This is a genomic window from Shewanella sp. MF05913, from assembly GCF_059758095.1.
In genome coordinates, this window is sequence record NZ_JCAYNT010000003.1 from 111,003 (window position 1) to 133,289 (window position 22,287).

Below are 22,287 nucleotides of genomic sequence, written 5' to 3' on the forward strand. Positions count from 1 at the left end.
AACGCCATAAGTACAAAAGCCTTCCATTACTAATGGAAGGCTTATTGTGTTGTCTATTATCCACGAAAGTGGTTTAGAACATCTCTGCTGGCATGGCCATAATAGATTTATCACCTTGATTAACTTGTGATAAATGGTATTGAGATTTAGACAACAATTTGTCCATATAGAAATCTGCAACATATTGCTTTTGCGCAGCAAAGGTTGCATCTTCATGGCTTGAAGCTTTATCGGCCATTAATAACCAGAAGTAGCCATAAAGTGCGTAACCAAACGCATCTAAGAAATCAACGGCACATGAATTCACTAGTGCTGGTTGGGTTTTCTTATTGTCATTGATGTAATTGGCTGTCACTAATAACTCAGCAAATACCGCACTCACCTTAGCTTTATGTTCAGGGTTCGCTTGAATTAATTCAACAAGACTGGCATTCACTTCAGCAACAAATTCAGTCAAGGTGGCCACATTATCGTAAGTGATTTTACGGCCTAAAAAGTCAATGGCTTGAATACCATTAGTGCCTTCGTAAATTTGGGCAATACGGGTATCACGTACGAACTGTTCTATACCGGTTTCACGAATATAACCATGACCACCAAACACTTGCTGGCCCATTACGGTTGAATCTAAGCCGCGATCGGTTAAAAACGCTTTTGAAACTGGCGTCAGCAAACCAACATAACGTGCCGCTTTTGCTTGTACATCGCCACTGGCGTACTTGGCTAAATCCAGTTGCTTACCGGTATACACAGACAACGCGCGACCGGCTTCAGTCATGGCGCGAATAGTAAGTAACATACGACGCACATCGCCATGGACAATAATAGGATCAGATACTGCGCCAGTTGCAGAACCCGCTGCTGCAACGCCTTGTAAACGCTCTTTGGCGTAATCACTGGCCATTTGATAAGCGGCTTGACCGTTACCTAAGCCTTGTAAACCAATGGCTAAACGCTCGTAGTTCATCATGGTGAACATGCACACTAAACCACGATCGGGCTCGCCGACTAAGAACCCTTTGGCATTATCATAATTCATGACACATGTGGCAGACGCTTTAAGGCCCATTTTGTGCTCAATTGAACCCACAGTAACTCCGTTGGCGTCACCTAGGCTACCGTCAGTATTAACACTGATTTTTGGCACGAGGAATAACGAAATACCTTTCGAGTTTGGCAGTTTAGCCAGAACTAAGTGAATGACGTTTTCAGTTAAATCCTGGTCGCCGCCGGTAATGAAAATCTTGTTGCCGGTAATAGAATAACTGCCGTCATCTAAAGGCTCTGCTTTAGTACGGATGCCTTTTAGATCAGAACCTGCGTGTGGCTCGGTCATGTCCATTGCGCCAGCCCATTGGCCAGAATATAAATTCGGTAAGTAAGTTTGCTTTAATTCATCGTTTGCGTGCGCATGAATACACAATGCTGCACCGGCTGTTAGCGAGTTGTAAAGTGTGAAAGAGTTACAGGTGCTGTAGCCCATTTCGTCAACCAACACGCCTAACATTTTAGGCATGCCCATGCCGCCAAACTCAGCTTCACCGCATAAACCTACCCAACCGCCTTCGGCGAACTGGTTATAGGCTTCTTTAAAACCATCTGGGGTAATAATGTTATTACCACTGTGAACCACGCCCTGTTCATCGCCATTGCGATTTAGAGGTTGTAGTAGATCACGGCTAATTTTGGCTGATTCATCTAAAATGGCCAATGCTGTATCCATGTCAACAGTCTCTGCCATTGCAGGAAGTTGTTCCCACGTTGTTGGCGCATCAAAAACCTGTTCTAACAAGAATTGCATGTCTTTTAATGGGGCTTGATATGGGTACATAAAGTTCTCTTAAACGAATAATTAAAACAGTTGTTTTAATTTATACTAAAGCGTAACAAAATGGAATGGTTTTTTAACCAAATACCAATCCGCATTAAATAAGTGTGACCTTTTACGATTTCATTAAGTTATTCGACATTAGGCCAGATCAATGAGTTACAATTGCTCGCTCAGCAGTGTCATTGAGCTTAAGCGATAATGAACACGCCATGATGTCGAAACGTTAAAAGTGAACTTGAAATAATGCCTTCTTCTGATAACCCCGTCGCAACTGAATCGCAAAATATTCTGCCTTACCAAAACGTGACCATTATTGGTAATGGTCAAGGACAGTGGCAACCTGCCATAGAGGGTCACACCTTTGTGTTTAATGCGACCCAACATCAAGCGCCCAATGTGATCAATATTTGCAATGGACCTTATGCTGAATCAAGCCATGCTTTTGTCGTTAACAACGACCCTGATAATGGCCAATTAGTGTCATTATTAACGCAAGTTGCAGAGACACTTAACCCGCAACTTAAATGTTGGCCATCTTCTGGTTTAGTGACTAGCTTTTTAATGACAATAGTCGCAGCACAAGTATCCGTACAACGTATGTCGTTAATGCCATCATTAAGGCGTTCATCATCATTGGCAGCTGATGAGTATTTACCTTGCATGGTGCATAATTGGCTTGGGGAACGTCGTCTTGCATTAGGATTAACCTTAACGCATAACACTATTGTGTGGCCGGAGTTGTTAATTGATCAAGCAAGCATTCCTGCAGAGCTTGATACCCGAGTTGAGCAGCCTGATATCAATCCATTTGCAGTGTTATTGAGTGATTATGTGCGTCGCAGTAAACAAGATACTCAGCCAGCATTTAGCTTGGTAACGGCGCAATCGTTAGCATTACAAGTCACCACAAAGCGCCCAGTACAGCCCGAATTACAATACGCGCTGTTAGCTGCGTTGAGCAATTTACCCAGCGTGCATTGGTTATCGTATGCAACTCAAGATGATTTAATCACCGCTGAAGCCCTTTTTTATAATGAAACCCCGCAAACGCAAGCCAGTTATTGGTATTTAGTGGATTACCAGGCCTCACAGTTTTTGGATAACATTCGCCATCATTTAGCGTACTGCCAGCAAGTCTTTGCGTTAACGGCAAAACCCACGGCAGAAAACGAATCGTAACCTGTATTGATGAACGGTCACAGCTAAGTGAGTTCAACTCGGGTTAATACCATTCTGAGTTATTCAGTGATGACTCAGCGAGAGTTTAAAAGGGCTTAAACAAGGCGCATGACTGAATGAATAGTGGTTCTTTTTCGATGTCATCTACTCTGGCTTAACCATACTAAAATGGTCATACGCCCGTTGCGTTGCAATTCGGCCTCTTGGCGTGCGTTGAATAAAGCCTTGTTGAATTAAAAACGGCTCAAGTACATCTTCAATCGTTTCTCTGTCTTCGCCAATGGCTGCTGCAACGTTATCTAATCCTACTGGGCCGCCCATAAACTTATCGATAATCGCTAATAAGAGTTTACGGTCTAAGTAATCAAAACCTTGTTCATCAACATCAAGTAAATCAAGGGCATATTCAGCCACTTCTTGAGTCACAATGCCGTCATGTTTAACTTCAGCATAATCGCGAACACGGCGCAGTAATCGGTTAGCAATACGTGGCGTTCCGCGTGAACGGGTAGCAATTTCGATTGCACCTTGATGATCAATTTCTAATCCCATCACTTTGGCAGAGCGAGTTACAATGGTGGTGAGATCTTTAACATTATAAAATTCTAACCGCAGAGGAATGCCAAAACGCGCCCGCAGTGGTGAAGTTAACGCCCCAGCTCGAGTTGTCGCGCCGACTAACGTAAATGCCGGTAAATCGAGTTTAATGGAACGTGCAGCGGGGCCTTCACCAATCATAATGTCGAGTTGGTAATCTTCCATTGCGGGATACAGAATTTCTTCTACGACGGGACTTAATCGGTGAATTTCATCAATAAAGAGAACATCGCCTTGTTCAAGGTTGGTTAATAACGCCGCTAAGTCACCCGCTTTTTCAAGCACGGGACCTGATGTCGATTTAATATTCACGCCCATTTCATTCGCCACAATCATGGCTAACGTGGTTTTACCTAAACCTGGCGGGCCAAAAATAAGCATATGATCTAATGCTTCACCTCGATTGATTGCCGCTTGAATAAACACTTTAAGCTGGGCGCGAGTATCGTCCTGCCCGGTGTACTCATCCAACATTTTCGGTCGCATTGCACGGTCAATTTGTTCATCTTGACCTTGTACTTGCGGTTGGATCAGGCGATCAGCTTCAATCATTATGTAGATACCCTAGTCTGTATATTCAACGTGTTATAACATCGACTTTAATGCCGCTTTAATCAGCGTTTCAGAACTCATGCCATCAGCATATGCCGCAGAAACCGCTTTACTGGCCTGGGCGGGTTTATAGCCTAATGACAATAACGCTGATATGGCATCTTCTTCTGCACTGTCTGCAACTGGTGTTGGTTTATAGTTGCTTTGCAACATAAATTCACGTTCCGAGCCAACAGAAGCTTCAAGCAAGCTTTTGAGTTTGTCGCGCATTTCAATCACTAAACGTTCAGCAGTTTTCTTACCCACGCCCGGTAACTTCACTAACGTCACAATATCGTCACGTTCAACACAAGAGACAAACTCTGAAGCGGTCATTCCCGACAAAATAGTTAACGCCAATTTAGGACCTACTCCGTTGGTTTTAATCAATAACCGAAATAATGCCCGTTCTTGTTTGGTAATAAAGCCATACAGTAGCTGCGCGTCTTCACGCACAACAAAGTGAGTGAACAACATCACCTGCTGGTTTAGTTCGGGGAGTTCATAAAAACTGGTCATGGGCACTTGTAGCTCATAACCCACACCATTTACGTCTAACACCACTTCAGGTGCTTGTTTTTCCGCTAATATCCCACTGAGTCGACCAATCATTTGTATCTTCCGTAAGTTCTGCTACTCGCCTTACCGCCCATAGCAATAAGACTTTGATAAGTATGAAAATGACACACTGCGACCCCTAACGCATCCGCTGCATCTGCTTGTGGCGCGGCGGGCAATTTTAACAGTTGTTTTATCATGTGCTGTACTTGTGTTTTTTGAGCACGTCCGGTACCCACTACGGCACTCTTAATTTGGGTCGCGCTGTATTCGGCCACCGGTAAATTAGCGCAGGTAGCAGCAACAATGGCGGCGCCACGTGCCTGCCCCAGTTTTAATGCCGAGTCGGCGTTTTTTGCCATAAAAACTCGCTCAATCGCAAATTCATTAGGCTGATATTGGGTAATAATCTCGCTTAAACCTGCATAAATCTGCTGTAAGCGCTGGGGTAAATCATCGGCTGAAGTGCGGATACACCCACTGCCTAAATAAATTTGTTGTCTACCATGGCATTGGATCACGCCATAACCAGTAATACGTGAGCCGGGATCGACCCCTAATATGATCATAGATTATCTAATGCTTCCATGACGTCATCTGAAATCTCAGCGTTATGATATACCTCTTGTACATCATCGTGATCTTCTAACGTGTCAATTAATCGTAAAAATTTCTCTGCGGTATCGATATCTAATTCCGCTTTAATTGAAGCAACCATGGTCACTTCTGCGTTAATAGCTTCAAGTTCGCCACTGTCGAGTGCATCTTTTACTTTGCCAAATGTTTCTGGGCTGGTAAATACATCCATTGCACCGTCATCATGAGTAACCACATCTTCGGCGCCCGCTTCTAGCGCTAGCTCCATCAATGTGTCTTCGTCGGTGTTACTGTCATATGAAATCACACCTGATTTGGTGAATAAATACGCCACTGAACCGTCGGTACCTAAATTGCCACCCGATTTATTAAAGGCATTACGTACACCAGATACTGTCCGGTTACGATTATCTGTCATAGTTTCGACCATCACGGCAGTGCCGCCTGGGCCATAGCCCTCATAAATGATGGTTTCAAGTTGTTGGCCGTCGACTTCACCTGCGCCACGTTTAATGGCACGCTCTACGGTATCGCGAGTCATGTTATTTGATAAGGCTTTATCGATGGCGGCGCGTAATCTTGGATTCGCATCGGGATCTGAACCACCTTCTCGAGCCGCAACGGTGAGTTCACGGATAAATTTAGTAAATAATTTACCACGCTTAGCGTCTTGGGCTGCTTTGCGGTGTTTAATGTTGGCCCATTTACTGTGTCCTGCCATATTAAGCTCCCTTTTCGTTCAAGTACAAAATCATACTTGTAAAAAACAGACCGAGGCAGCAGCCTCGGTATGTGGTGCCCTTTAAGAGCGAGTGAAGTTGAACAGTAAAACTATTCTTCCGTTTTTGCCTTTTCAATCACGGCAATGCCTAACTCAGTTAACTGAACTGGATTAGCAAAGCCTGGCGCGTTAGTGAGCGGACAAGCTGCTGTGGTTGTTTTAGGGAATGCCATCACATCGCGAATCGAGGTAGCACCCGTCATAAGCATAATAATACGGTCTAAACCAAATGCTAAACCCGCATGTGGCGGCGTACCATAACGTAATGCTTCAAGTAAGAAGCCAAACTTCTCTTTCGCTTCTTCGGCTTCAATACCTAAAATATTAAATACCGTGCTTTGCATTTCAGCATTGTGAATACGTACAGAACCACCGCCTAATTCGCAGCCATTCAATACCATGTCGTATGCATCAGAAATAGCCGCTGCTGGATCGGCAGTTAATTCTGCTGGGCTAATACCGCGTGGTGCTGTAAATGGGTGGTGGACTGCATGGAAACCGCCATTGATTTTCTGAAACATTGGGAAGTCAACAACCCACATTGGGCGCCATTGACCTTCAAGTAAATCAAAGTCTTCACCCGCTTTTAAGCGCAATGCACCCATGGCTTCTGCAACCACGTTGGCTTTGTCGGCACCAAATAAAATGATGTCGCCAGTTTGTGCACCGGTACGGCTAATAATGTCGTTAACAATGTCTTCAGATAAAAACTTAAGTACCGGAGATTGAATCCCGTCCATACCCGCCGTTAAATCGTTAAGCTTCATCCATGCTAAGCCTTTAGCACCATAAATGCCGGCATACTTAGTGTAATCATCAATTTGCTTACGAGACAATGATGCCCCAGTAGGAATACGAAGCGCTGCTACGCGACCTTCTACATCATTAGCTGGGCCGTTAAATACCGCAAACTCTACGTCTTTAACTAGGTCAGCAATATCGACTAATTCAAGTGGGTTACGTAAGTCTGGCTTATCAGAGCCATAACGCTTCATCGCTTCTGCGTAAGACATACGCGGAAACTCACCTAAATCTACATTGAGTAAGTCTTGAAATAAACCGCGCATCATTTGCTCAGTTTTTTCCATCACTTGCTCAGATGACATAAAGGATGTTTCGATATCGATTTGAGTAAATTCAGGCTGACGGTCAGCACGCAAATCTTCATCACGGAAACATTTCACAATTTGATAGTAACGGTCAAAACCCGACATCATCAGTAATTGTTTAAATAGCTGCGGCGATTGCGGTAATGCAAAGAATTGACCTTTATAAGTACGGCTAGGGACTAAGTAGTCACGCGCACCTTCTGGTGTTGCTTTGGTTAAAATAGGGGTTTCGATGTCTAGGAAGCCATTACCATCTAAGAAACGACGCACGGCACTGGTCACTTTAGCGCGGAAGATTAAACGCTCGGCCATTTCTGGGCGACGTAAATCTAGGTAGCGATATTTAAGACGTTGCTCTTCGCTGTTGTTTTGGTAATTGTCCATGCTCAGCGGCAAGGGAGCTGACGCATTGATAATGGTCAGTTGTTTACCCAAGATTTCGATTTCGCCGGTTTTCATTTGTGTATTGATTTGGCTGTCTGGACGAGCACGAACCAATCCTTTTATTTGAACACAAAATTCACTGCGCAGTGTGCTTGCAACGTCAAAGACTTCTTTTAAGTCTGGGTCATAAACAACCTGAACGAGTCCTTCTCTGTCGCGTAAGTCTAAAAACACAACTCCGCCTAAATCACGACTACGGTTTACCCAACCGACTAAAGTAACTTCTTGATCAAGATGAGACTTATTAATGTCTCCACAATAATGACTGCGCATTGAACTCTATCCTTTATCCACAAAGCGGTAGTTTTGGAAATCGAAAACGATAAAAACGGCATTATATACCGTGACTCAAACTTATGCATTGAAGTATCAGTTAGTTTGTGTGAATTAACCATACCTGTCGTACATAAACACGGTTGACTGACTGAAAAACCAACAAAACCTCGGCACTAGTTCATTTTAAATTGATGGCCGCCAATTTTTTTAGCTTGATACATTAGCTGATCCGCGATTTTGAGTAACGACAGTGCGGTATCGGCATCGTCGGCAAATACGGCAATACCGATACTGGCTGAAATACTGATACTAATGCCGTCTATTATTATTGGCTTTTTAAACGCTAATAATATGTTGTCTGCCACTTGTCGCGCGCTGCCTTTACTGTCGATATGGTTGAGTAGTAATACAAACTCATCACCACCGAATCGGGCAACGGTATCAGACTCTCGTGCACATTTAGACAATAACACCCCGACGCGATGCAATAGTTTGTCGCCAACATGATGACCATGAAGGTCGTTAACCACTTTAAAACCATCCAAATCGATAAATAATAATGCAAAGCGTTGATTGTCACGTTGATGCGTCAATACCGCTTGTTCGAGCCTGTCTTCCAGTAAATTACGATTGGGCAAGCCCGTTACGTTATCATGATTGGCCATAAATTTAAGGTTATCTTCGGCTTTAATTCTTTTTTCGATTTCATTATTTAACCGTCGATTCGACATTAAAATAACCAAGGCAATAAGCGCCAAAATAACAAAACCTACCACCGATATTTTTAACCACCGTTGGTATAATAACGAGTCACTATTTAAATCCAGTGCCACCCACTTTTGATACATATTTTGCTGTTCGTTTTCATCCACTGTCGCAATAACACGATCAATCAATGGCACTAAATCTTTAACGCCTGGGAATAAACCTATTCGGCTATGCTGTTCTGTTAATTCAGCGACTAAAGACAATTTTAAACTGGGGTATTGCCCGCCTTTAAGGGTGGCGGCCAATGTGGCAACTTGCTCAACAAACATGTCTGCACGGCCATTAATCACCGCATTGATACCGTCTTTGGTGTCTGCCACGATAACCAGCTCTATTCCCGGATATTGCTGGCGTAATTGATCAATAATATGGTAACCATCGACAACCGCTAAACGTTTACCGGCAACTTGCGAAATATTAAAAATAGGCGGCTGAGTTAACGAGGTAACTATCGCCCAAGGTGATGGCCAATAAGGCGACGAAAATGCAAGCGTATTCTCTCTTGAGGGCGTTTGTGCCATGCTCGCGACTAAATGGATTTCGCCTTTAGTTAAATCATTTACCATTTTACCAAAATCGTCATAGGCAACAGGAATAATGGTGAGATTAAGCTGCTTAACGAGTAAATTTTTAATGTCGGCATTGACCCCTAAAAACTGACCATTTTTGCCTTGAAACTCCATTGGAGCCCAATTTTTAAGGTAACCCATTTTAATGGCACCTAAACTGCTAATGTATTGCTTTTGCTGGGTTGTTAATTTGATTTTACTTGCGCTTCCAGTAAAAAAGCGGTCGTCTGGATTAATAAGCCATTTACGTTCAATTTGTATTTGTTCTTCAACCGAAATTAAATTAAAGCCCGCTTTAATTCGATCGGCTAGTCCGCTGTCATCAATACGCGTTAGCGTATACATGTCTGTAATAAATTCTATATTGGTATATTGGTGAAACTCAGCCCAGAGTTTATTGGCTAATAAATAGTGTGATGTCATCGCTGCAGAAGATACAAAACCGATAATCTCATCGTTCTGTACTGCTTTAATCATTTCATCTAACGTATCGTAAAAACGTAATTGTGCCTTAGGAAATGCGCTTTTAACTTGCCCGATATACGGTGCAGTTGGAAATACACCAATCCTCATGGTCGATTGTTCGATATTTTCAATGTGTTGTTTACGGCTAAAAAAACGACTTTTAACAGAAATAATATGCCACGCTTGTTTCAAACCTGAGCGCATTTCTTTACTTTCTGGGTAGCCAATCTGAACATCCGCCACACCCGTTTTGACATCGTCAATCGTGCTATTCATATCACCTGTGACAAAGTCGATATTGATACCTGTTTTTTTAGACCATAATTTCCATAGGTCCACTAACATCCCTGCCGGTAACCCATCCGTCCCCATATCAACATAGGGCTCTACCCCATTTTGCATGGCAATAACCACACCAGAGGTTTGTTTGTGATACCCAAGCCAGCGACGCTCAATTTGCTTAATCACTTTAGGAGAAATTAATTCAAAACCATGATTAATTTTGTCGATAAGTTGTTGATTACCTTTATTTACAGCAGGAGATAACCCTATTTTTTTGATGAGAATACGAGATGAACTGTAAAAGTTAGCGGCAATATCTTGCTCTAATGCGACATTACGTTGATAACCTTCAATCCCTGCGAAAACAAATAAATCGCCATTGGCGGCTGCTTGCAGTAATTGCTCTCGGTTTTTATAACGCTTAAAACTTAATCTTGGCTCAAGATCTTTAAGCATCACTTCATGAGATGAGCCATCAACGATGCCAATTTGATAAGGAATTAAATCACTAATGCGCTTTTTACTGTTAATGGATTTATGAACATAAAGATAGGCATTTAAGGTAGTAAAAGGGTGTGCAAAATCAAATACGCGTGAGCGTTCTGCCGTTTCAGTCATGCCAATATGAACATCAGCATGCTTTTGTTCAAGTTGCGTTAAAGAGGCCAGCCAATGTCGAGCCACAAATCGTACCTTGGTATTGGTAATCGTTGACCACTCACGCCACAAGTCAACTAATATACCTGCAGCATTACCCTGCTCATCTAAATATTCAAAAGGATAAGTGTCTTCGCCCATGACAATCACTAAGGGCTCAGGAGAATACAGCTTAGCATCCTCATCGGCATGAACGGCAGTGGCAGGCAAGCATAGCGACATCAACATGAATGCCAGCGCCCAAGATATCAATTTCAAGTTTTTTCCCTAATACTTTTAGTTTTGATGAATAAACAAGCTTGTTTTTTTATACGCGATATTCTGTTGTTATTCGCGACATTAGGGCCTGTAGATCTTTCGAGGTTGTTTTTGCAGCAAATTGTTGGCCACTAATCACATATACAACTGCGCGGCAGAGACTTTGAGGTGTAGTTATTCTACATAAAAAAGTCGATAACGCAGTAAAAATGGCCAACAAAAGCTGCCCGTAGGGTTCGGTTAAAAACGTTTTACTCTTTGTTGAATGAACTTTGCTTAGATGACTAGGCATCAATCCATTCGCCTCGATTAAAACGTTTTTAACTCGAACAAAATTCAACCAGAAAAGATCAACAGGCCCTAGAGTGTTAAACAAAGTTAATAAGATGGCGAATACTCGCTTTTCTTGTTGAACACGACCTCGACAATCCAATTGTTATATTTATGTAATGCTGAATAAATAATATCATTATTTTTATGATGATCGCGCTAATTTTATCTTGTTAACATGCCCTGTTGTTGTTTTTATAGTCAATAGCGGAGAGTCGACCAATCAAAATAATTTACTTTGGATGGCGCTGACGTAAGTCAACGAGCATTACTGTACAGATTAACAGCGATAAATAGCAGCCTAAATCAAAAGTATTAACACTATAATGAACTATTTGAAAAAAAACTCACAAAATACTAGCAGGATGCTTGCTGCCATTCACCATGATTAGCTAAAATACACGCAGAATTTTTCCACATAACAGCTCATGAACTCTCAACAAGATACGATTTACGCTCACGCTGCCGATCAGATAGCCGATTTTCAATTTGATCAGCGAGTTGCTGGTGTATTTAATGACATGATCCGTCGTTCTGTCCCTGGTTACGCACAAATAATCAATACGATTGGTGATTTTGCCGATCGCTTCGTAACGCCAAACAGTAATGTCTATGATCTTGGGAGTTCGTTAGGATCTGCTACCTTGAGCATTCGTCGTCAAATTGAAGGTCGAGAATGCCAAATTTATGCCGTTGATAATAGTCAATCGATGATAGACCGCTGCAAGGAAAATCTAGCGGCTTATGTTAGCGATACCCAAGTTAATTTATTATGCGCCGATATAAGAGATATCGAGATTCAAAATGCCTCAATGGTGGTGTTAAACTTTACGCTACAATTTTTACCTATCAACGATCGTGACGCGCTCATCAAGCGTATTTATGACGGTATGCTTCCAGGTGGCATTTTAGTGATATCAGAAAAATTGTATTTTGAAGACGATCAAATTCAAAGCTTGTTAGACAGCCTGCATTTAAATTTTAAGCGGGCTAACGGCTACAGTGAACTTGAAATCAGTCAAAAACGCAGCGCCCTTGAAAATGTAATGCGTCCAGACAGTTTAACGGTGCATCAACAACGGTTAACAGAAAACGGTTTCTCACATTTTTCAGTGTGGTTCCTATGCTTTAATTTTGCATCAATGGTAGCGATTAAATGATTAGTTTTAGTTCTTTTTACAAAGACATTGCCGACTCTAACTTGCAACATTGGTTAGAAAATTTGCCCTCTATTTTAGGCCAATGGCAACGCGACCATAAACACGGTAATTTACCTAAGTGGGAAAAAGTCCTCAATAAACTTAATTACCCACAGCCAGACACCGTTGAATTTACGAGTAGCGTAACCATTGGTTCTGGCGAACAACTGAGCCCAGGACAAACCGAAAAGCTCAGTAACTTACTGGCGGTATTTCAACCTTGGCGTAAAGGTCCGTTTACTGTCCATGGTATTGAAATTGATACAGAATGGCGTAGTGACTGGAAATGGGATAGAGTAAAAGGACATATATCGCCTTTGAAAAACCGTACCGTGCTCGATGTCGGTTGTGGCAGCGGTTACCATATGTGGCGTATGTTAGGTGAAGGCGCAGCAAGGGTGGTGGGTATTGACCCGTCCCCCCTGTTTTTGTGTCAGTTTGAAGCCATTAAACGCTTGGCCGGTAATCAACACCCTGTACACTTATTGCCATTAGGCATTGAAGAATTACCGCCACTGGATGCATTTGACACTGTATTTTCAATGGGGGTGTTATATCATCGTCGTTCACCAATTGATCACTTATTACAACTGCGTGATCAATTAAGAATGGGCGGTGAATTAGTCCTTGAAACACTGGTTATTGATGGCGATGAGAACGCAGTTCTTGTCCCCTTAGACAGATACGGCAAAATGAACAACGTGTGGTTTATCCCCTCTGTTGCGGCCTTAATGTTATGGTTAAAAAAGTGTGAGTTTACCGATATCCGTTGTGTCGATATTGATGTCACCTCACTAAATGAGCAACGTAGCACCCAGTGGATGAAAAATGAATCACTTGTCGATTATCTCGACCCCGATGATGCGAGTTTAACTGTTGAAGGTTACCCCGCCCCCAAACGGGCCATCATTATTGCTACCAAGCATCAACCGAATCACGATTTAGTTTAAATATTACTATTCAACAGGAATTGACATGTTAAAGCAGGTACTTGCTCTATCCGTTGCAGCAGCCCTTATATCGGGTTGTACTGCCACTCAAAAACCAATGACACCACCACTGACTAATGCTGAGTTGAATAGCAGTCTGGTTAATACACAAACTGTCGTTATTGACGCCATTAATGCTCAATGTGCTCAACAAAGTGTAGAAATTAGTGCGCTGTCTGCTGAAATGAGAAAATTAAAAACGCAAGTCAGCACCGCGATGGCCGAACGTCCAAAGACGATTGTGATGCCACGCCCACCAGTAAGACCGATTGCCATTCCAGATCAATGTTCTGAAGCCACCATTGGTGAGAAATTTATTTTAGGTGAAGTTGAAAGCGTTTATGTCGATGAAGTGAAAGCTAAGTTTGCTACCCGTATTGACACTGGGGCTGAGTCGTCTTCTTTAGATGCACGAAATATCGTATTATTTGAGCGTGACGGCGTACAATGGGCTCGTTTTGACGTAATGACCAATGGTATTGACCAACCCGCAAATACCTTTGAATCAAAAGTAGAAAAGTTTGTTCGTATTAAACAAGACGTTGATTCAGATGATGATCGTCGTCCAGTGATCCACGCGCATTTAAAAATAGGTAAATATTCAGCAGAAACAGATTTAAACCTTGTTGATCGAAGCCACCTAGACTATCCATTATTACTAGGTCGCAAGTTTATGAAAGATATTGCTGTTGTTGATGTAGGCCAAATCTATATCCACGGTAAAGCAAAAGACCAAATAACCACGTTAAATAAATAGGATCAGTAATGCATTCTCGTAAACCGTTTTACATCTTTGTTGCGCTGCTATTTATCATCGGCATCAGCACAAGTATTTACCGTGGAATTGAGCACAATGTGCCTTTCTTGCCTGGTGACCAGGTTCAAAGTTGGGCTGTAGACGCTAAAGTCAGTTTTGTTGGTAACAATCAACCGGCTGAAGTCAACTTTTCATTACCGAACGATCCTGCGTTTGATGTGCTCGTTGAAAACGCGACATCACCAGGTTACGGCTTAACCATTTCTAACGATGTGGCTAATCGTCGTGCTGTATGGTCAATTCGTGAAGCTTCAGGCCCACAAGCCTTATATTACCGAGTGACTTTGGTCCCTACAGGTAAATTAAACATCGAAGCCACTGAAGAGCCACTCGCACCCGATACCTACTTATGGCCAGCAACAGAGAAGTCAGCGGCTGAGCAGATCACCGAAGAAGTATGGGGCCGCAGTGCCACTAATCTGTCGTTTGCTCAACAATTGATGAATCTAATTAACGACGCTGATCAAAGCCAAAACATGGCATTGTTATTGTCGGCAAACACTTCAACTAATTTGTTTTTGCATATGCTGCACTCTAAAGGTGTCCCTGCGCGCATTGTCAATGGCTTACAATTAGAAGATCAACGTCGTCGCCAACAACTTTCATCATACGTGCAAGTGTATAATGACGGTGAATGGGTGTTATTTGATGTACCAAATAACAAAAAAGGTCGCGATAACACTCTCGTGTTGTGGGAATATGCTGGCCACTCCGTTCTTGATGTCATGGGCGGCACTAATTCATTAGTTAACTTCTCAATGCTGCAAGACACACGTTCTGCATTAGCAACATCTATTGATATGATGATTAATGATGATGTGTGGGATTTTTCGTTATATCAATTACCCCTTGAAGAACAAAGCACCTTTAAAGGTATTCTCTTAATCCCTATCGGGGTATTAGTTGTAGTATTTTTACGGGTAATTGTAGGGATTAAAACATCAGGTACCTTTATGCCTGTGTTAATCGCCTTAGCCTTTATTCAAACAACGTTACTGACTGGCTTAATTGGTTTCTTACTGATTGTGGCATTTGGCTTAATGATCCGTTCCTATCTGTCCACCCTCAATTTACTGCTCATATCCCGAATATCCGCGGTCATAATTGTGGTGATATTTATCATCGGTTTATTCACGCTGATTTCATTCAAGTTAGGTTTAAGTGAAGGATTAACCATTACATTCTTCCCGATGATCATCCTTGCATGGACTATCGAGCGTATGTCTATCCTGTGGGAAGAAGAAGGCCCTAAAAAGGTATTCGTTTCAGGTGGTGGCAGTTTATTTGTCGCAACCCTTGCCTACTTAGCAATGGATAACCAATTAGTACAACATTGGGTGTTTAACTTTTTAGGTATTCACCTAGTGATTTTGGCTCTGGTATTAGTGATGGGTCAATACACAGGTTACCGCCTAACAGAGTTAAAACGCTTTAAACCATTGGTTGGAGAGAAATAATGAAGTACGCCTGGCCTTGGGAATTGAGCCGTAGCGGTGTACTGAATATGAACAGGCGCAATATTAGCTATATTGGTCGTTATAATCAGCGTAAATTTTATAAACGCGTTGATGATAAGTTGATCACTAAGCAACTTGCGCTTGCTAATAACATTGCGGTTCCTGACCTGATTGGTGTTGTCCACGAACAACATAAAATTCAAGAAATTCCAGCCATGGTCAGTGACCGTACTGGTTTTGTTATCAAGCCAGCTAAAGGTTCTGGCGGTAAAGGTATCATGGTGATTACTAAAGTGAACAATGGCTGTTACTACAAGCCCAATGGTCACGAAGTTACTCACAGTGAAATTTACCGGCATGTGTCTAACATTCTCAGTGGATTATTTTCACTGGGCGGTAAGCCTGATGTGGCGATTGTTGAAGGGTTAATTGAGTTCGACCCGGTATTTGAAGGCTTCAGTTATGAAGGCGTACCAGACATTCGCTTAATCGTTTTTAAGGGCTTCCCAGTCATGGGAATGCTGCGTTTGTCGACGGCGGCATCAGACGGTAAAGCTAACTTGCACCAAGGTGCTGTTGGTGTCGGATTAGATATCGCGACAGGCAAAAGCTTGCATGCGGTGCAATTCGACTTACCTGTTGATAAGCATCCAGATACCCACTTTCCACTGTCGAACATGACTGTGCCACATTGGGAAACCTTACTTCATACAGCTTCGAGTGCTTATGAAATGTGTGAGCTGGGATATCTGGGTACCGACATGGTATTGGATAAATACAAAGGACCATTACTGCTTGAATTGAACGCCCGCCCAGGGTTAACCATTCAAATAGCCAATGGTAGAGGCCTTTTACCTCGACTTAAACACGTTGAAGCCATGAAAGGCCCAGCAATGTCAGTTGAAGAACGCGTGGCTTATGCTAAAAAGCATTTCTCTAGTAATCCTAAGTTTTAGTTTATTGGCCACAGCAAATGCTGTGGCCAATCCGTTGGCACTGTTTGTAGAGCAGTGCCTTCAATATAAACCTGACTTAAGCACTCTCCAGCAAGAACCTGTTTCCTCAAGTGTGTTCAACGCCGTCGAATTCGAAAAACAAACGCTTGCGCTGAATAATATTAACGACCGTATTCAATACTACCGCCCTTTTGCCACTGACTCGTTAAGCAAACAAGGATTATTGTGGTGCCAATTACATTTAGCCGATGAGCTTTATGAGTTAACCGCAGCCAATCAAACTCAACAGCTTATTGATTCATTACACTCTCTATCAGCACCCTATAATCAATTAGCCGAACGCCTTCAAAGTGTAAAAAAAACACAATGGAGTTTGACTGAAAAATCAAAACTGCATAGCGCCCAGGCTACCGTCAATCAAGCGTTGTCCGAACGTCAATTACAGATGCAATTCAACGATGAACAATGCTTATTAGCCAGTCAGCCTGTCGTCGATGAGAATAAGCAACAAGCTAGCACCAACATTGATATCCACATTGCTAAATATTTACTTCAACAACCTAACGCAAAATGTCGTCAACAAGCTTGGTTTGCTTATCAATTGCGCGCTAAATCCAAATTACTTGCCGCTATGGCTTACATTCATGAATTACAGCAGCAAAGAGCAATCGAACAAGGTTATCTAAACGCAGCAGAACTTGCGTTAGCACCCTATGATCTCACGCCTGCAATGCTTAATCGATTTTTGGATACGCAAACCAAGTCAATCGGCATAGCTCCCTGGGATATAGCGCAAGCGTTATTCCTCACTCAAAAAGCGGCCCCGATTGAAGCGGTGTCTAGCCAAGGTTATTTATCGCAATTATTTGATCAGTTAATACCACTGGGAATTCGCATTGAGTATATTGCTCAGCAAGACACTGCAAGTGATTCAAAAATCGATAACATCAATATTATTAGAATATGGCATCAGCAACGTTTGTTAGGTGAGATATACACTTACCCGCTCTCGCAACAGCAACCTCAGCAGTCATCGAAATCAGCCTTATCCGTTAGCGGCCAGCTCATTAAACAAACTGTAATCGGTCATCAATTTGGCCAATACGCTCTGAGTTTCCCTGCTATATTGACGACACAAAAACAACAACAAAAACTGATTACAGCGCTAAGCGATGCCATTGTGTCTTTGGCCCAAGGTGGACAATTTTATTTACTCGCCCATAAAACTCAAAATAAACAACCGCACGCGATTGCAAGCTTATGGTTAAGCCATTATCTGACTCAATTACAACCATTTTCACCCACTTCAGAACGAGAACAACTCGCACTTCAATATCAACAACAAATGAGAGTGTTTAGATCTAAAGTCGCGCTCCATTATTATCAATTTTCAGGTAATTTAGATAACAGTGATTGGCTAGCATTCAACACTGAATTGTCAGCAGCGTTTGCCGACAGTTTTGGCCAATCGTGGCCGAGTGCCACAGATGCAATATATAGCTACCAAGCTATTGCTAATGAAGGAATTAGCCATTATCTTCCACTATGGCAAGATGCTGTGGCACAATTGATCATTACCCAAAGTGCAACCCAACATTCAAGCCAAGATATTTTCAATCTGTTGATTGTTAATGAGGCGTATTTACCTTTTAACGAGCAACTTATACAACTTATCGGCCCACCAATAGACCCTCATTCACTTATTTGGAGATTTAAACATGCTAGAACTGCGCAAGAGTAAAACACTCTCGTATCTAATATTGTCAGCTAGCTTATTAAGTAGTGTGGCGTTTGCGAAAGAGTCGATTGAAACGGTCCCGCACAATTTAACTGCAGACCAAGTTTATCAAGGGATTAAGACAAACTTAGAAAGCAATCTTTATTCGCTGCCTCCTCGAGTGCAAGGACACTATGCGATACGTCAATATCGTATGACCGGTGAAGATAAGTACGCTAATGGTTCGTTAATCGATTTGTTGACCATTGCCGAACAACAAGCTTTTTACAATTGTAATTTAGATAAACCCGGTTTCAGTAAGGCTGAATCACAAAAAGAAGTGGCCAAAATCAAATCGGGTATACGAGGCGATGCGCGCAAGTTAGCCATTGCCCCCTACCCTGAATTTATGTTTTATAGCGACATATTACTGCGCTACGCCAGTCGTGTGGATGAGTTCGGCTTTAAAGGACCATGTCATGATTTAATGATAAAAACCCTTAAAAAAGCTGATTTGGCCCCAGCATTGACAGACAAAAAAATGATTAAAGCCTGGGCTGCACAATTAATTAACTATGTTTTTTGGGCTAAACAAATGGGCGTAGGTGACTATTACTCTGCCTATAAAAAAGCGTTTATCAACGCCTATCCTGATAATGAAGATGCCAGCCTAGACAAGAGCCAGTATAAAAATAAAATATACGGCATGACGCACTTTATTTTTGCCGCCAGCGGGTACTATCAACGCCCAGTGGACGCCAAAGAATATCAATGGATTTTGACTTACTTTGAAAAAAATATTGACCGCATTTTAAAAGACACCACAGAAGATATTATTACTGAAGTAGGGATTGGTTTCTTAATCACCGGCAATGGCAATAACCCTGTCGTTGATAAAGTTAAAAAACACGTGATTGCGGCTTACAATCCCCAGCTGAAGATGATCCCATCACCAAAAGGTGAAGCTATTTTATCGTCTGGTGAACACAGAAACGTATTAGCCATGATGCTTCTGCATTGGCCTGAGACTTTACATAAAGGGCCATATTTAAACGATATTTCAAGCACTAAACGTTATCTGCCTAAGCTTGTAACACCTAATGCAGTAACCACAACACTGGTCACACCTAAAATAACTGCAACCAAAACTAATGCACATTAATCTATCGTGGCCGAAATAGCCTTGTACTCATTAAGAGTCAAAGTGTTAATCACGTTACAGTAATAAATCAAAGGCAAATGCACTGCATTTGCCTTTTTTATATGTCAAAATATTCATTCTTTTATACTATTCGGACACATTAATGAGTAGAGCTAAATCAACATTAGAGCAATGGCGCATCGTGCAAGCAGTCGTTGATTTTGGCGGGTATGCTCAAGCTGCTGAACAATTGAATAAAAGCCAGTCTTCGCTTAACCATGCTGTGGCAAAGTTACAACATCAACTCGGTATTAATTTGCTTGAAGTGAAGGGTCGTAAAGCTTATCTCACCGAGCAAGGCGAAGTGTTGCTTCGCCGTTCACGTCACTTAACTCAGTCAGTTGACGAGCTAGAACAACTTGCGACAAATTTAGGACAAGGTTGGGAGCCGAATTTAACCATTGCTCGTGAAATTATCTACCCAATAGACACGCTCGTTGAAGCGCTGAATGCATTTTTACCACAAAGTCGCGGCACACGAGTCACTATTCTCGATTCAGTCATCACCGGGACTCAGGAGTTGATACAAAATAACCAAGTTGATATCGCCATTTGTGCTGCATCACCCAAAGGTCATATTTCTGAACCTTTATGCGAAGCGGTATTTGAATTAGTCTGCCATCCTGAACACCCTCTTGCGCAACTCAATGACATTGAGGATGACAAACAACTTGCCCAACACTTGCAAATCGTCATTAAAGACACAGGACTTAAATCAAGTAATGATATTGGTTGGCTAAAAGCCGAGCAGCGTTGGACAGTGTCTAACTTTCACGAAGCGAAATCGATTTTACTGCGCAACATTGGTTTTTGCTGGATGCCAAGTTTTGTGATTGCACAGGAATTGGCCACTAAGCAACTGACTCGCTTGCAATTACGTGGCAGCACTCAGCGTAAAGTCATTTTAAATCTTGTCATCCCAAATAGAGATCAACAAGGCCCTGCTTCCAAGTTACTTGAAAATCTCATTTTGCAGCAGCATAAATTACCGATGAATCCACACCAGTAAAATACCAATCCGCATTAATAAGTGACCACTCAGAATTCGTCCAATGATTATTGATTAAGGAGCCGCTCTGAAGTCATGCTTGTTGCCTTCCAAATAGCAAAAACTGCCGGGCATGCCTCAGTAAATGAATAGTCGTATCATACAAGTTTGATTATACGTAAAATTCAAAACCTGGTGGCTGCGCCTGGGAGGAAGTTTGTTGTAAAAGTTGATTTTGATAAGGATTATAACGACTAGCAGAATTGAGTTGTTGATTAATGCCATTTGCCGACATAGATTGTATATCAGCATCCGTCGAGGTAACACTTGATGAGGTTTGCGAAGCTGTGAGTGTTGCGTTAACAATTGGTTTAGAAGCGATTTGGGAGTTTAGCGGCTCAGCAGAGCTGGTATAGGGAGTCGCTGATGCGGCAATGGTATTGTCACTATTCGATTGTTTTTGCATAAAAGGAGCAAGAGGGTCGCGGTTATCTGGTTGTTTAAAGATTTGGCCTAATTCAGTCATATGCTCACTGTCTTGAGCACTCATTACCGACTGTTGACGCTCCACAACTAAAGCTTGTTTAGCCTCGTTCATATACTGTACTGCTTGTGCTGCAACACGAATATCGGCCATAGAGGGTTGAACTGGCGCCATTGCCGCAGCGTAAACTTTTTGCATTTTACTTAAGGTTGCTTGTGGATCGCCACTGATAGGAGCAACATCAATACTGACTTCACCATCAACGGCATAACGTTTGCCATCTGGTCCTTTTTCATATTCGTAACTCGGGCTTTGCGCAAAGCTTCCTCCCACCGCAGCATGAGCTTGTTCGTGAGTTTTAACTTCGATATCTCGTTTACTCAACTCAGAAATCTGTTGCGCTTCAGCTTGATCTATCTGCTGTTGTTTCTGCGCTATTTGTTTATTAATTTGCTCTTTAGCTGCTGCGCTCTCTTGTTCAGATTGCTCATTTACGGCTTGTTCTACTTCGGCGTCATTTGAAGTTACGTTAGCATCCGTGGTTGAGGTTACATTACTGGTAATCGCCTGCCCATTTGCAGGCGTTTCTGATTGAGGCTCAGTTGTGGATATAAAACGGTTTACTGTACTTGGTTGATCATTAACATCAGTAAATACCACAGGTTGAAATGGCGTTGCCGGCTGGGGCTGAGATTCCGTGGTTTCATAAATGGTTGGTGACTGAACCGTATTCGCCTTAACAGTGCTTGTTTGAAAATGGGTCGATTGAGCACTGACTTGAGCAGATGCATTCGATAAACCACTATTGGATACAGACGTTTTTTGTAACACCGCTGCAATATTCATCGGGCCACTTTTTAAGCTATAGCTTGCGTTCACTGGCTGGATAGATGATGCAGATGATGATACTAGTGCTGTATTTGAAAGCGCTGTATTTGAAAGCGGTGTATCTGAAATTGATGTGTTAGATAATACAGGACTTGAACGTAGTGATGTTACCGAATTAACTACGGGAGTGCTTGTTGAAATATTAGCTGATGCATTACGAGATGTTGTATATGAGCTGGTATGTGAACTTGTAGGATTACTATTACTACGACCATAAACGGAAGTGTGGCCACTTCCGCTTTTATGCGTCGCGGGTGTCGCGACGCTCATTGATGCGGGACTGATTACCGCGTTCATTG

General features: G+C 42.3%; 17 protein-coding genes. 9 read left to right on the forward strand and 8 right to left on the reverse strand.

All coding sequences use genetic code 11. The annotated features are described in order from the left end of the window. Positions 1-73: 73 nt before the first annotated feature. On the reverse strand, positions 74-1,831 hold the full coding sequence (locus tag AC19MV_RS06200; RefSeq protein ID WP_498306420.1) for an acyl-CoA dehydrogenase C-terminal domain-containing protein: 1,758 nt from the start codon (positions 1,829-1,831) through the stop codon (positions 74-76). Between the two features lie 243 nt (positions 1,832-2,074). On the opposite strand from AC19MV_RS06200, the gene AC19MV_RS06205 reads away from it, so the two are divergent. Continuing rightward, positions 2,075-3,010: a hypothetical protein gene (locus AC19MV_RS06205; protein WP_498306422.1), complete on the forward strand. Its 936-nt coding sequence runs from the start codon at positions 2,075-2,077 to the stop codon at positions 3,008-3,010. A gap of 144 nt (positions 3,011-3,154) precedes the next feature. Here the strand turns inward: AC19MV_RS06205 and ruvB are convergent, their stop codons facing one another. The 6 genes from ruvB to AC19MV_RS06235 all read right to left on the reverse strand — a co-directional run bounded on the left by ruvB (position 3,155) and on the right by AC19MV_RS06235 (position 10,962). Continuing rightward, complete coding sequence (gene ruvB, locus AC19MV_RS06210; protein ID WP_432400229.1) at positions 3,155-4,159, reverse strand: Holliday junction branch migration DNA helicase RuvB; 1,005 nt, start codon at positions 4,157-4,159, stop codon at positions 3,155-3,157. A gap of 33 nt (positions 4,160-4,192) precedes the next feature. Further along, positions 4,193-4,810: a Holliday junction branch migration protein RuvA gene (gene ruvA / locus AC19MV_RS06215; protein WP_432400228.1), complete on the reverse strand. Its 618-nt coding sequence runs from the start codon at positions 4,808-4,810 to the stop codon at positions 4,193-4,195. Beyond that, a complete protein-coding gene (gene ruvC, locus AC19MV_RS06220; protein WP_432400227.1) occupies positions 4,807-5,325 on the reverse strand; it encodes a crossover junction endodeoxyribonuclease RuvC in 519 nt (172 codons plus the stop codon). Before ruvC ends, ruvA begins: the two co-directional genes overlap by 4 nt. Next, entirely contained in the window at positions 5,322-6,074 is a 753-nt protein-coding gene (locus AC19MV_RS06225; protein ID WP_498306424.1) for a YebC/PmpR family DNA-binding transcriptional regulator, read from the reverse strand. The genes ruvC and AC19MV_RS06225 overlap by 4 nt, the downstream gene beginning before the upstream one ends. A gap of 110 nt (positions 6,075-6,184) precedes the next feature. Continuing rightward, on the reverse strand, positions 6,185-7,960 hold the full coding sequence (aspS, locus tag AC19MV_RS06230) for an aspartate--tRNA ligase (protein WP_498306426.1): 1,776 nt from the start codon (positions 7,958-7,960) through the stop codon (positions 6,185-6,187). A 176-nt stretch (positions 7,961-8,136) separates the two neighbouring features. Further along, positions 8,137-10,962 (reverse strand): transporter substrate-binding domain-containing protein, encoded by a 2,826-nt coding sequence (locus AC19MV_RS06235; RefSeq protein ID WP_498306428.1) that lies wholly within the window; start codon positions 10,960-10,962, stop codon positions 8,137-8,139. Positions 10,963-11,720: 758 nt separating this feature from the next. On the opposite strand from AC19MV_RS06235, the gene cmoA reads away from it, so the two are divergent. From cmoA to AC19MV_RS06275, 8 genes are all read left to right on the forward strand, one after another. Further along, the gene (gene cmoA / locus AC19MV_RS06240; RefSeq protein ID WP_498306430.1) at positions 11,721-12,452 is read left to right on the forward strand and encodes a carboxy-S-adenosyl-L-methionine synthase CmoA; all 732 of its coding nucleotides are present in this window, start codon (positions 11,721-11,723) and stop codon (positions 12,450-12,452) included. Further along, complete coding sequence (cmoB, locus tag AC19MV_RS06245; RefSeq protein ID WP_498306432.1) at positions 12,449-13,441, forward strand: tRNA 5-methoxyuridine(34)/uridine 5-oxyacetic acid(34) synthase CmoB; 993 nt, start codon at positions 12,449-12,451, stop codon at positions 13,439-13,441. The genes cmoA and cmoB overlap by 4 nt, the downstream gene beginning before the upstream one ends. A 25-nt stretch (positions 13,442-13,466) precedes the next feature. After that, the gene (locus tag AC19MV_RS06250) at positions 13,467-14,237 is read left to right on the forward strand and encodes an ATP-dependent zinc protease family protein (protein ID WP_498306434.1); all 771 of its coding nucleotides are present in this window, start codon (positions 13,467-13,469) and stop codon (positions 14,235-14,237) included. An 8-nt stretch (positions 14,238-14,245) separates the two neighbouring features. Next, positions 14,246-15,754 (forward strand): UUP1 family membrane protein, encoded by a 1,509-nt coding sequence (locus tag AC19MV_RS06255; protein ID WP_498306436.1) that lies wholly within the window; start codon positions 14,246-14,248, stop codon positions 15,752-15,754. Then, a complete protein-coding gene (locus AC19MV_RS06260; protein WP_432400219.1) occupies positions 15,754-16,710 on the forward strand; it encodes an alpha-L-glutamate ligase-like protein in 957 nt (318 codons plus the stop codon). The genes AC19MV_RS06255 and AC19MV_RS06260 overlap by 1 nt, the downstream gene beginning before the upstream one ends. Further along, positions 16,673-18,451: a hypothetical protein gene (locus AC19MV_RS06265; RefSeq protein WP_498306438.1), complete on the forward strand. Its 1,779-nt coding sequence runs from the start codon at positions 16,673-16,675 to the stop codon at positions 18,449-18,451. Before AC19MV_RS06260 ends, AC19MV_RS06265 begins: the two co-directional genes overlap by 38 nt. Beyond that, positions 18,429-19,589: a DUF3541 domain-containing protein gene (locus AC19MV_RS06270; protein ID WP_498306440.1), complete on the forward strand. Its 1,161-nt coding sequence runs from the start codon at positions 18,429-18,431 to the stop codon at positions 19,587-19,589. Before AC19MV_RS06265 ends, AC19MV_RS06270 begins: the two co-directional genes overlap by 23 nt. Positions 19,590-19,731: 142 nt before the next feature. Further along, positions 19,732-20,637, forward strand: a complete 906-nt coding sequence (locus tag AC19MV_RS06275) for a LysR family transcriptional regulator (RefSeq protein WP_498306442.1) — start codon at positions 19,732-19,734, stop codon at positions 20,635-20,637. 151 nt (positions 20,638-20,788) lie between these two features. Here AC19MV_RS06275 and AC19MV_RS06280 read toward each other — a convergent pair whose 3' ends face one another. Next, positions 20,789-22,285, reverse strand: a complete 1,497-nt coding sequence (locus AC19MV_RS06280) for a putative metalloprotease CJM1_0395 family protein (RefSeq protein ID WP_498306444.1) — start codon at positions 22,283-22,285, stop codon at positions 20,789-20,791. Positions 22,286-22,287: the final 2 nt, after the last annotated feature.

Excerpts from the sequence above, each read along its gene's own strand:
- AC19MV_RS06200 (WP_498306420.1), bottom strand. The coding sequence starts at position 1,831 with ATGTACCCATATCAAGCCCCATTAAAAGACATGCAATTCTTGTTAGAA.
- AC19MV_RS06205 (WP_498306422.1), top strand. The coding sequence starts at position 2,075 with ATGCCTTCTTCTGATAACCCCGTCGCAACTGAATCGCAAAATATTCTG.
- ruvB (WP_432400229.1), bottom strand. The coding sequence starts at position 4,159 with ATGATTGAAGCTGATCGCCTGATCCAACCGCAAGTACAAGGTCAAGAT.
- ruvA (WP_432400228.1), bottom strand. The coding sequence starts at position 4,810 with ATGATTGGTCGACTCAGTGGGATATTAGCGGAAAAACAAGCACCTGAA.
- ruvC (WP_432400227.1), bottom strand. The coding sequence starts at position 5,325 with ATGATCATATTAGGGGTCGATCCCGGCTCACGTATTACTGGTTATGGC.
- AC19MV_RS06225 (WP_498306424.1), bottom strand. The coding sequence starts at position 6,074 with ATGGCAGGACACAGTAAATGGGCCAACATTAAACACCGCAAAGCAGCC.
- aspS (WP_498306426.1), bottom strand. The coding sequence starts at position 7,960 with ATGCGCAGTCATTATTGTGGAGACATTAATAAGTCTCATCTTGATCAA.
- cmoA (WP_498306430.1), top strand. The coding sequence starts at position 11,721 with ATGAACTCTCAACAAGATACGATTTACGCTCACGCTGCCGATCAGATA.
- cmoB (WP_498306432.1), top strand. The coding sequence starts at position 12,449 with ATGATTAGTTTTAGTTCTTTTTACAAAGACATTGCCGACTCTAACTTG.
- AC19MV_RS06250 (WP_498306434.1), top strand. The coding sequence starts at position 13,467 with ATGTTAAAGCAGGTACTTGCTCTATCCGTTGCAGCAGCCCTTATATCG.
- AC19MV_RS06255 (WP_498306436.1), top strand. The coding sequence starts at position 14,246 with ATGCATTCTCGTAAACCGTTTTACATCTTTGTTGCGCTGCTATTTATC.
- AC19MV_RS06260 (WP_432400219.1), top strand. The coding sequence starts at position 15,754 with ATGAAGTACGCCTGGCCTTGGGAATTGAGCCGTAGCGGTGTACTGAAT.
- AC19MV_RS06265 (WP_498306438.1), top strand. The coding sequence starts at position 16,673 with ATGCTAAAAAGCATTTCTCTAGTAATCCTAAGTTTTAGTTTATTGGCC.
- AC19MV_RS06270 (WP_498306440.1), top strand. The coding sequence starts at position 18,429 with ATGCTAGAACTGCGCAAGAGTAAAACACTCTCGTATCTAATATTGTCA.
- AC19MV_RS06275 (WP_498306442.1), top strand. The coding sequence starts at position 19,732 with ATGAGTAGAGCTAAATCAACATTAGAGCAATGGCGCATCGTGCAAGCA.
- AC19MV_RS06280 (WP_498306444.1), bottom strand. The coding sequence starts at position 22,285 with ATGAACGCGGTAATCAGTCCCGCATCAATGAGCGTCGCGACACCCGCG.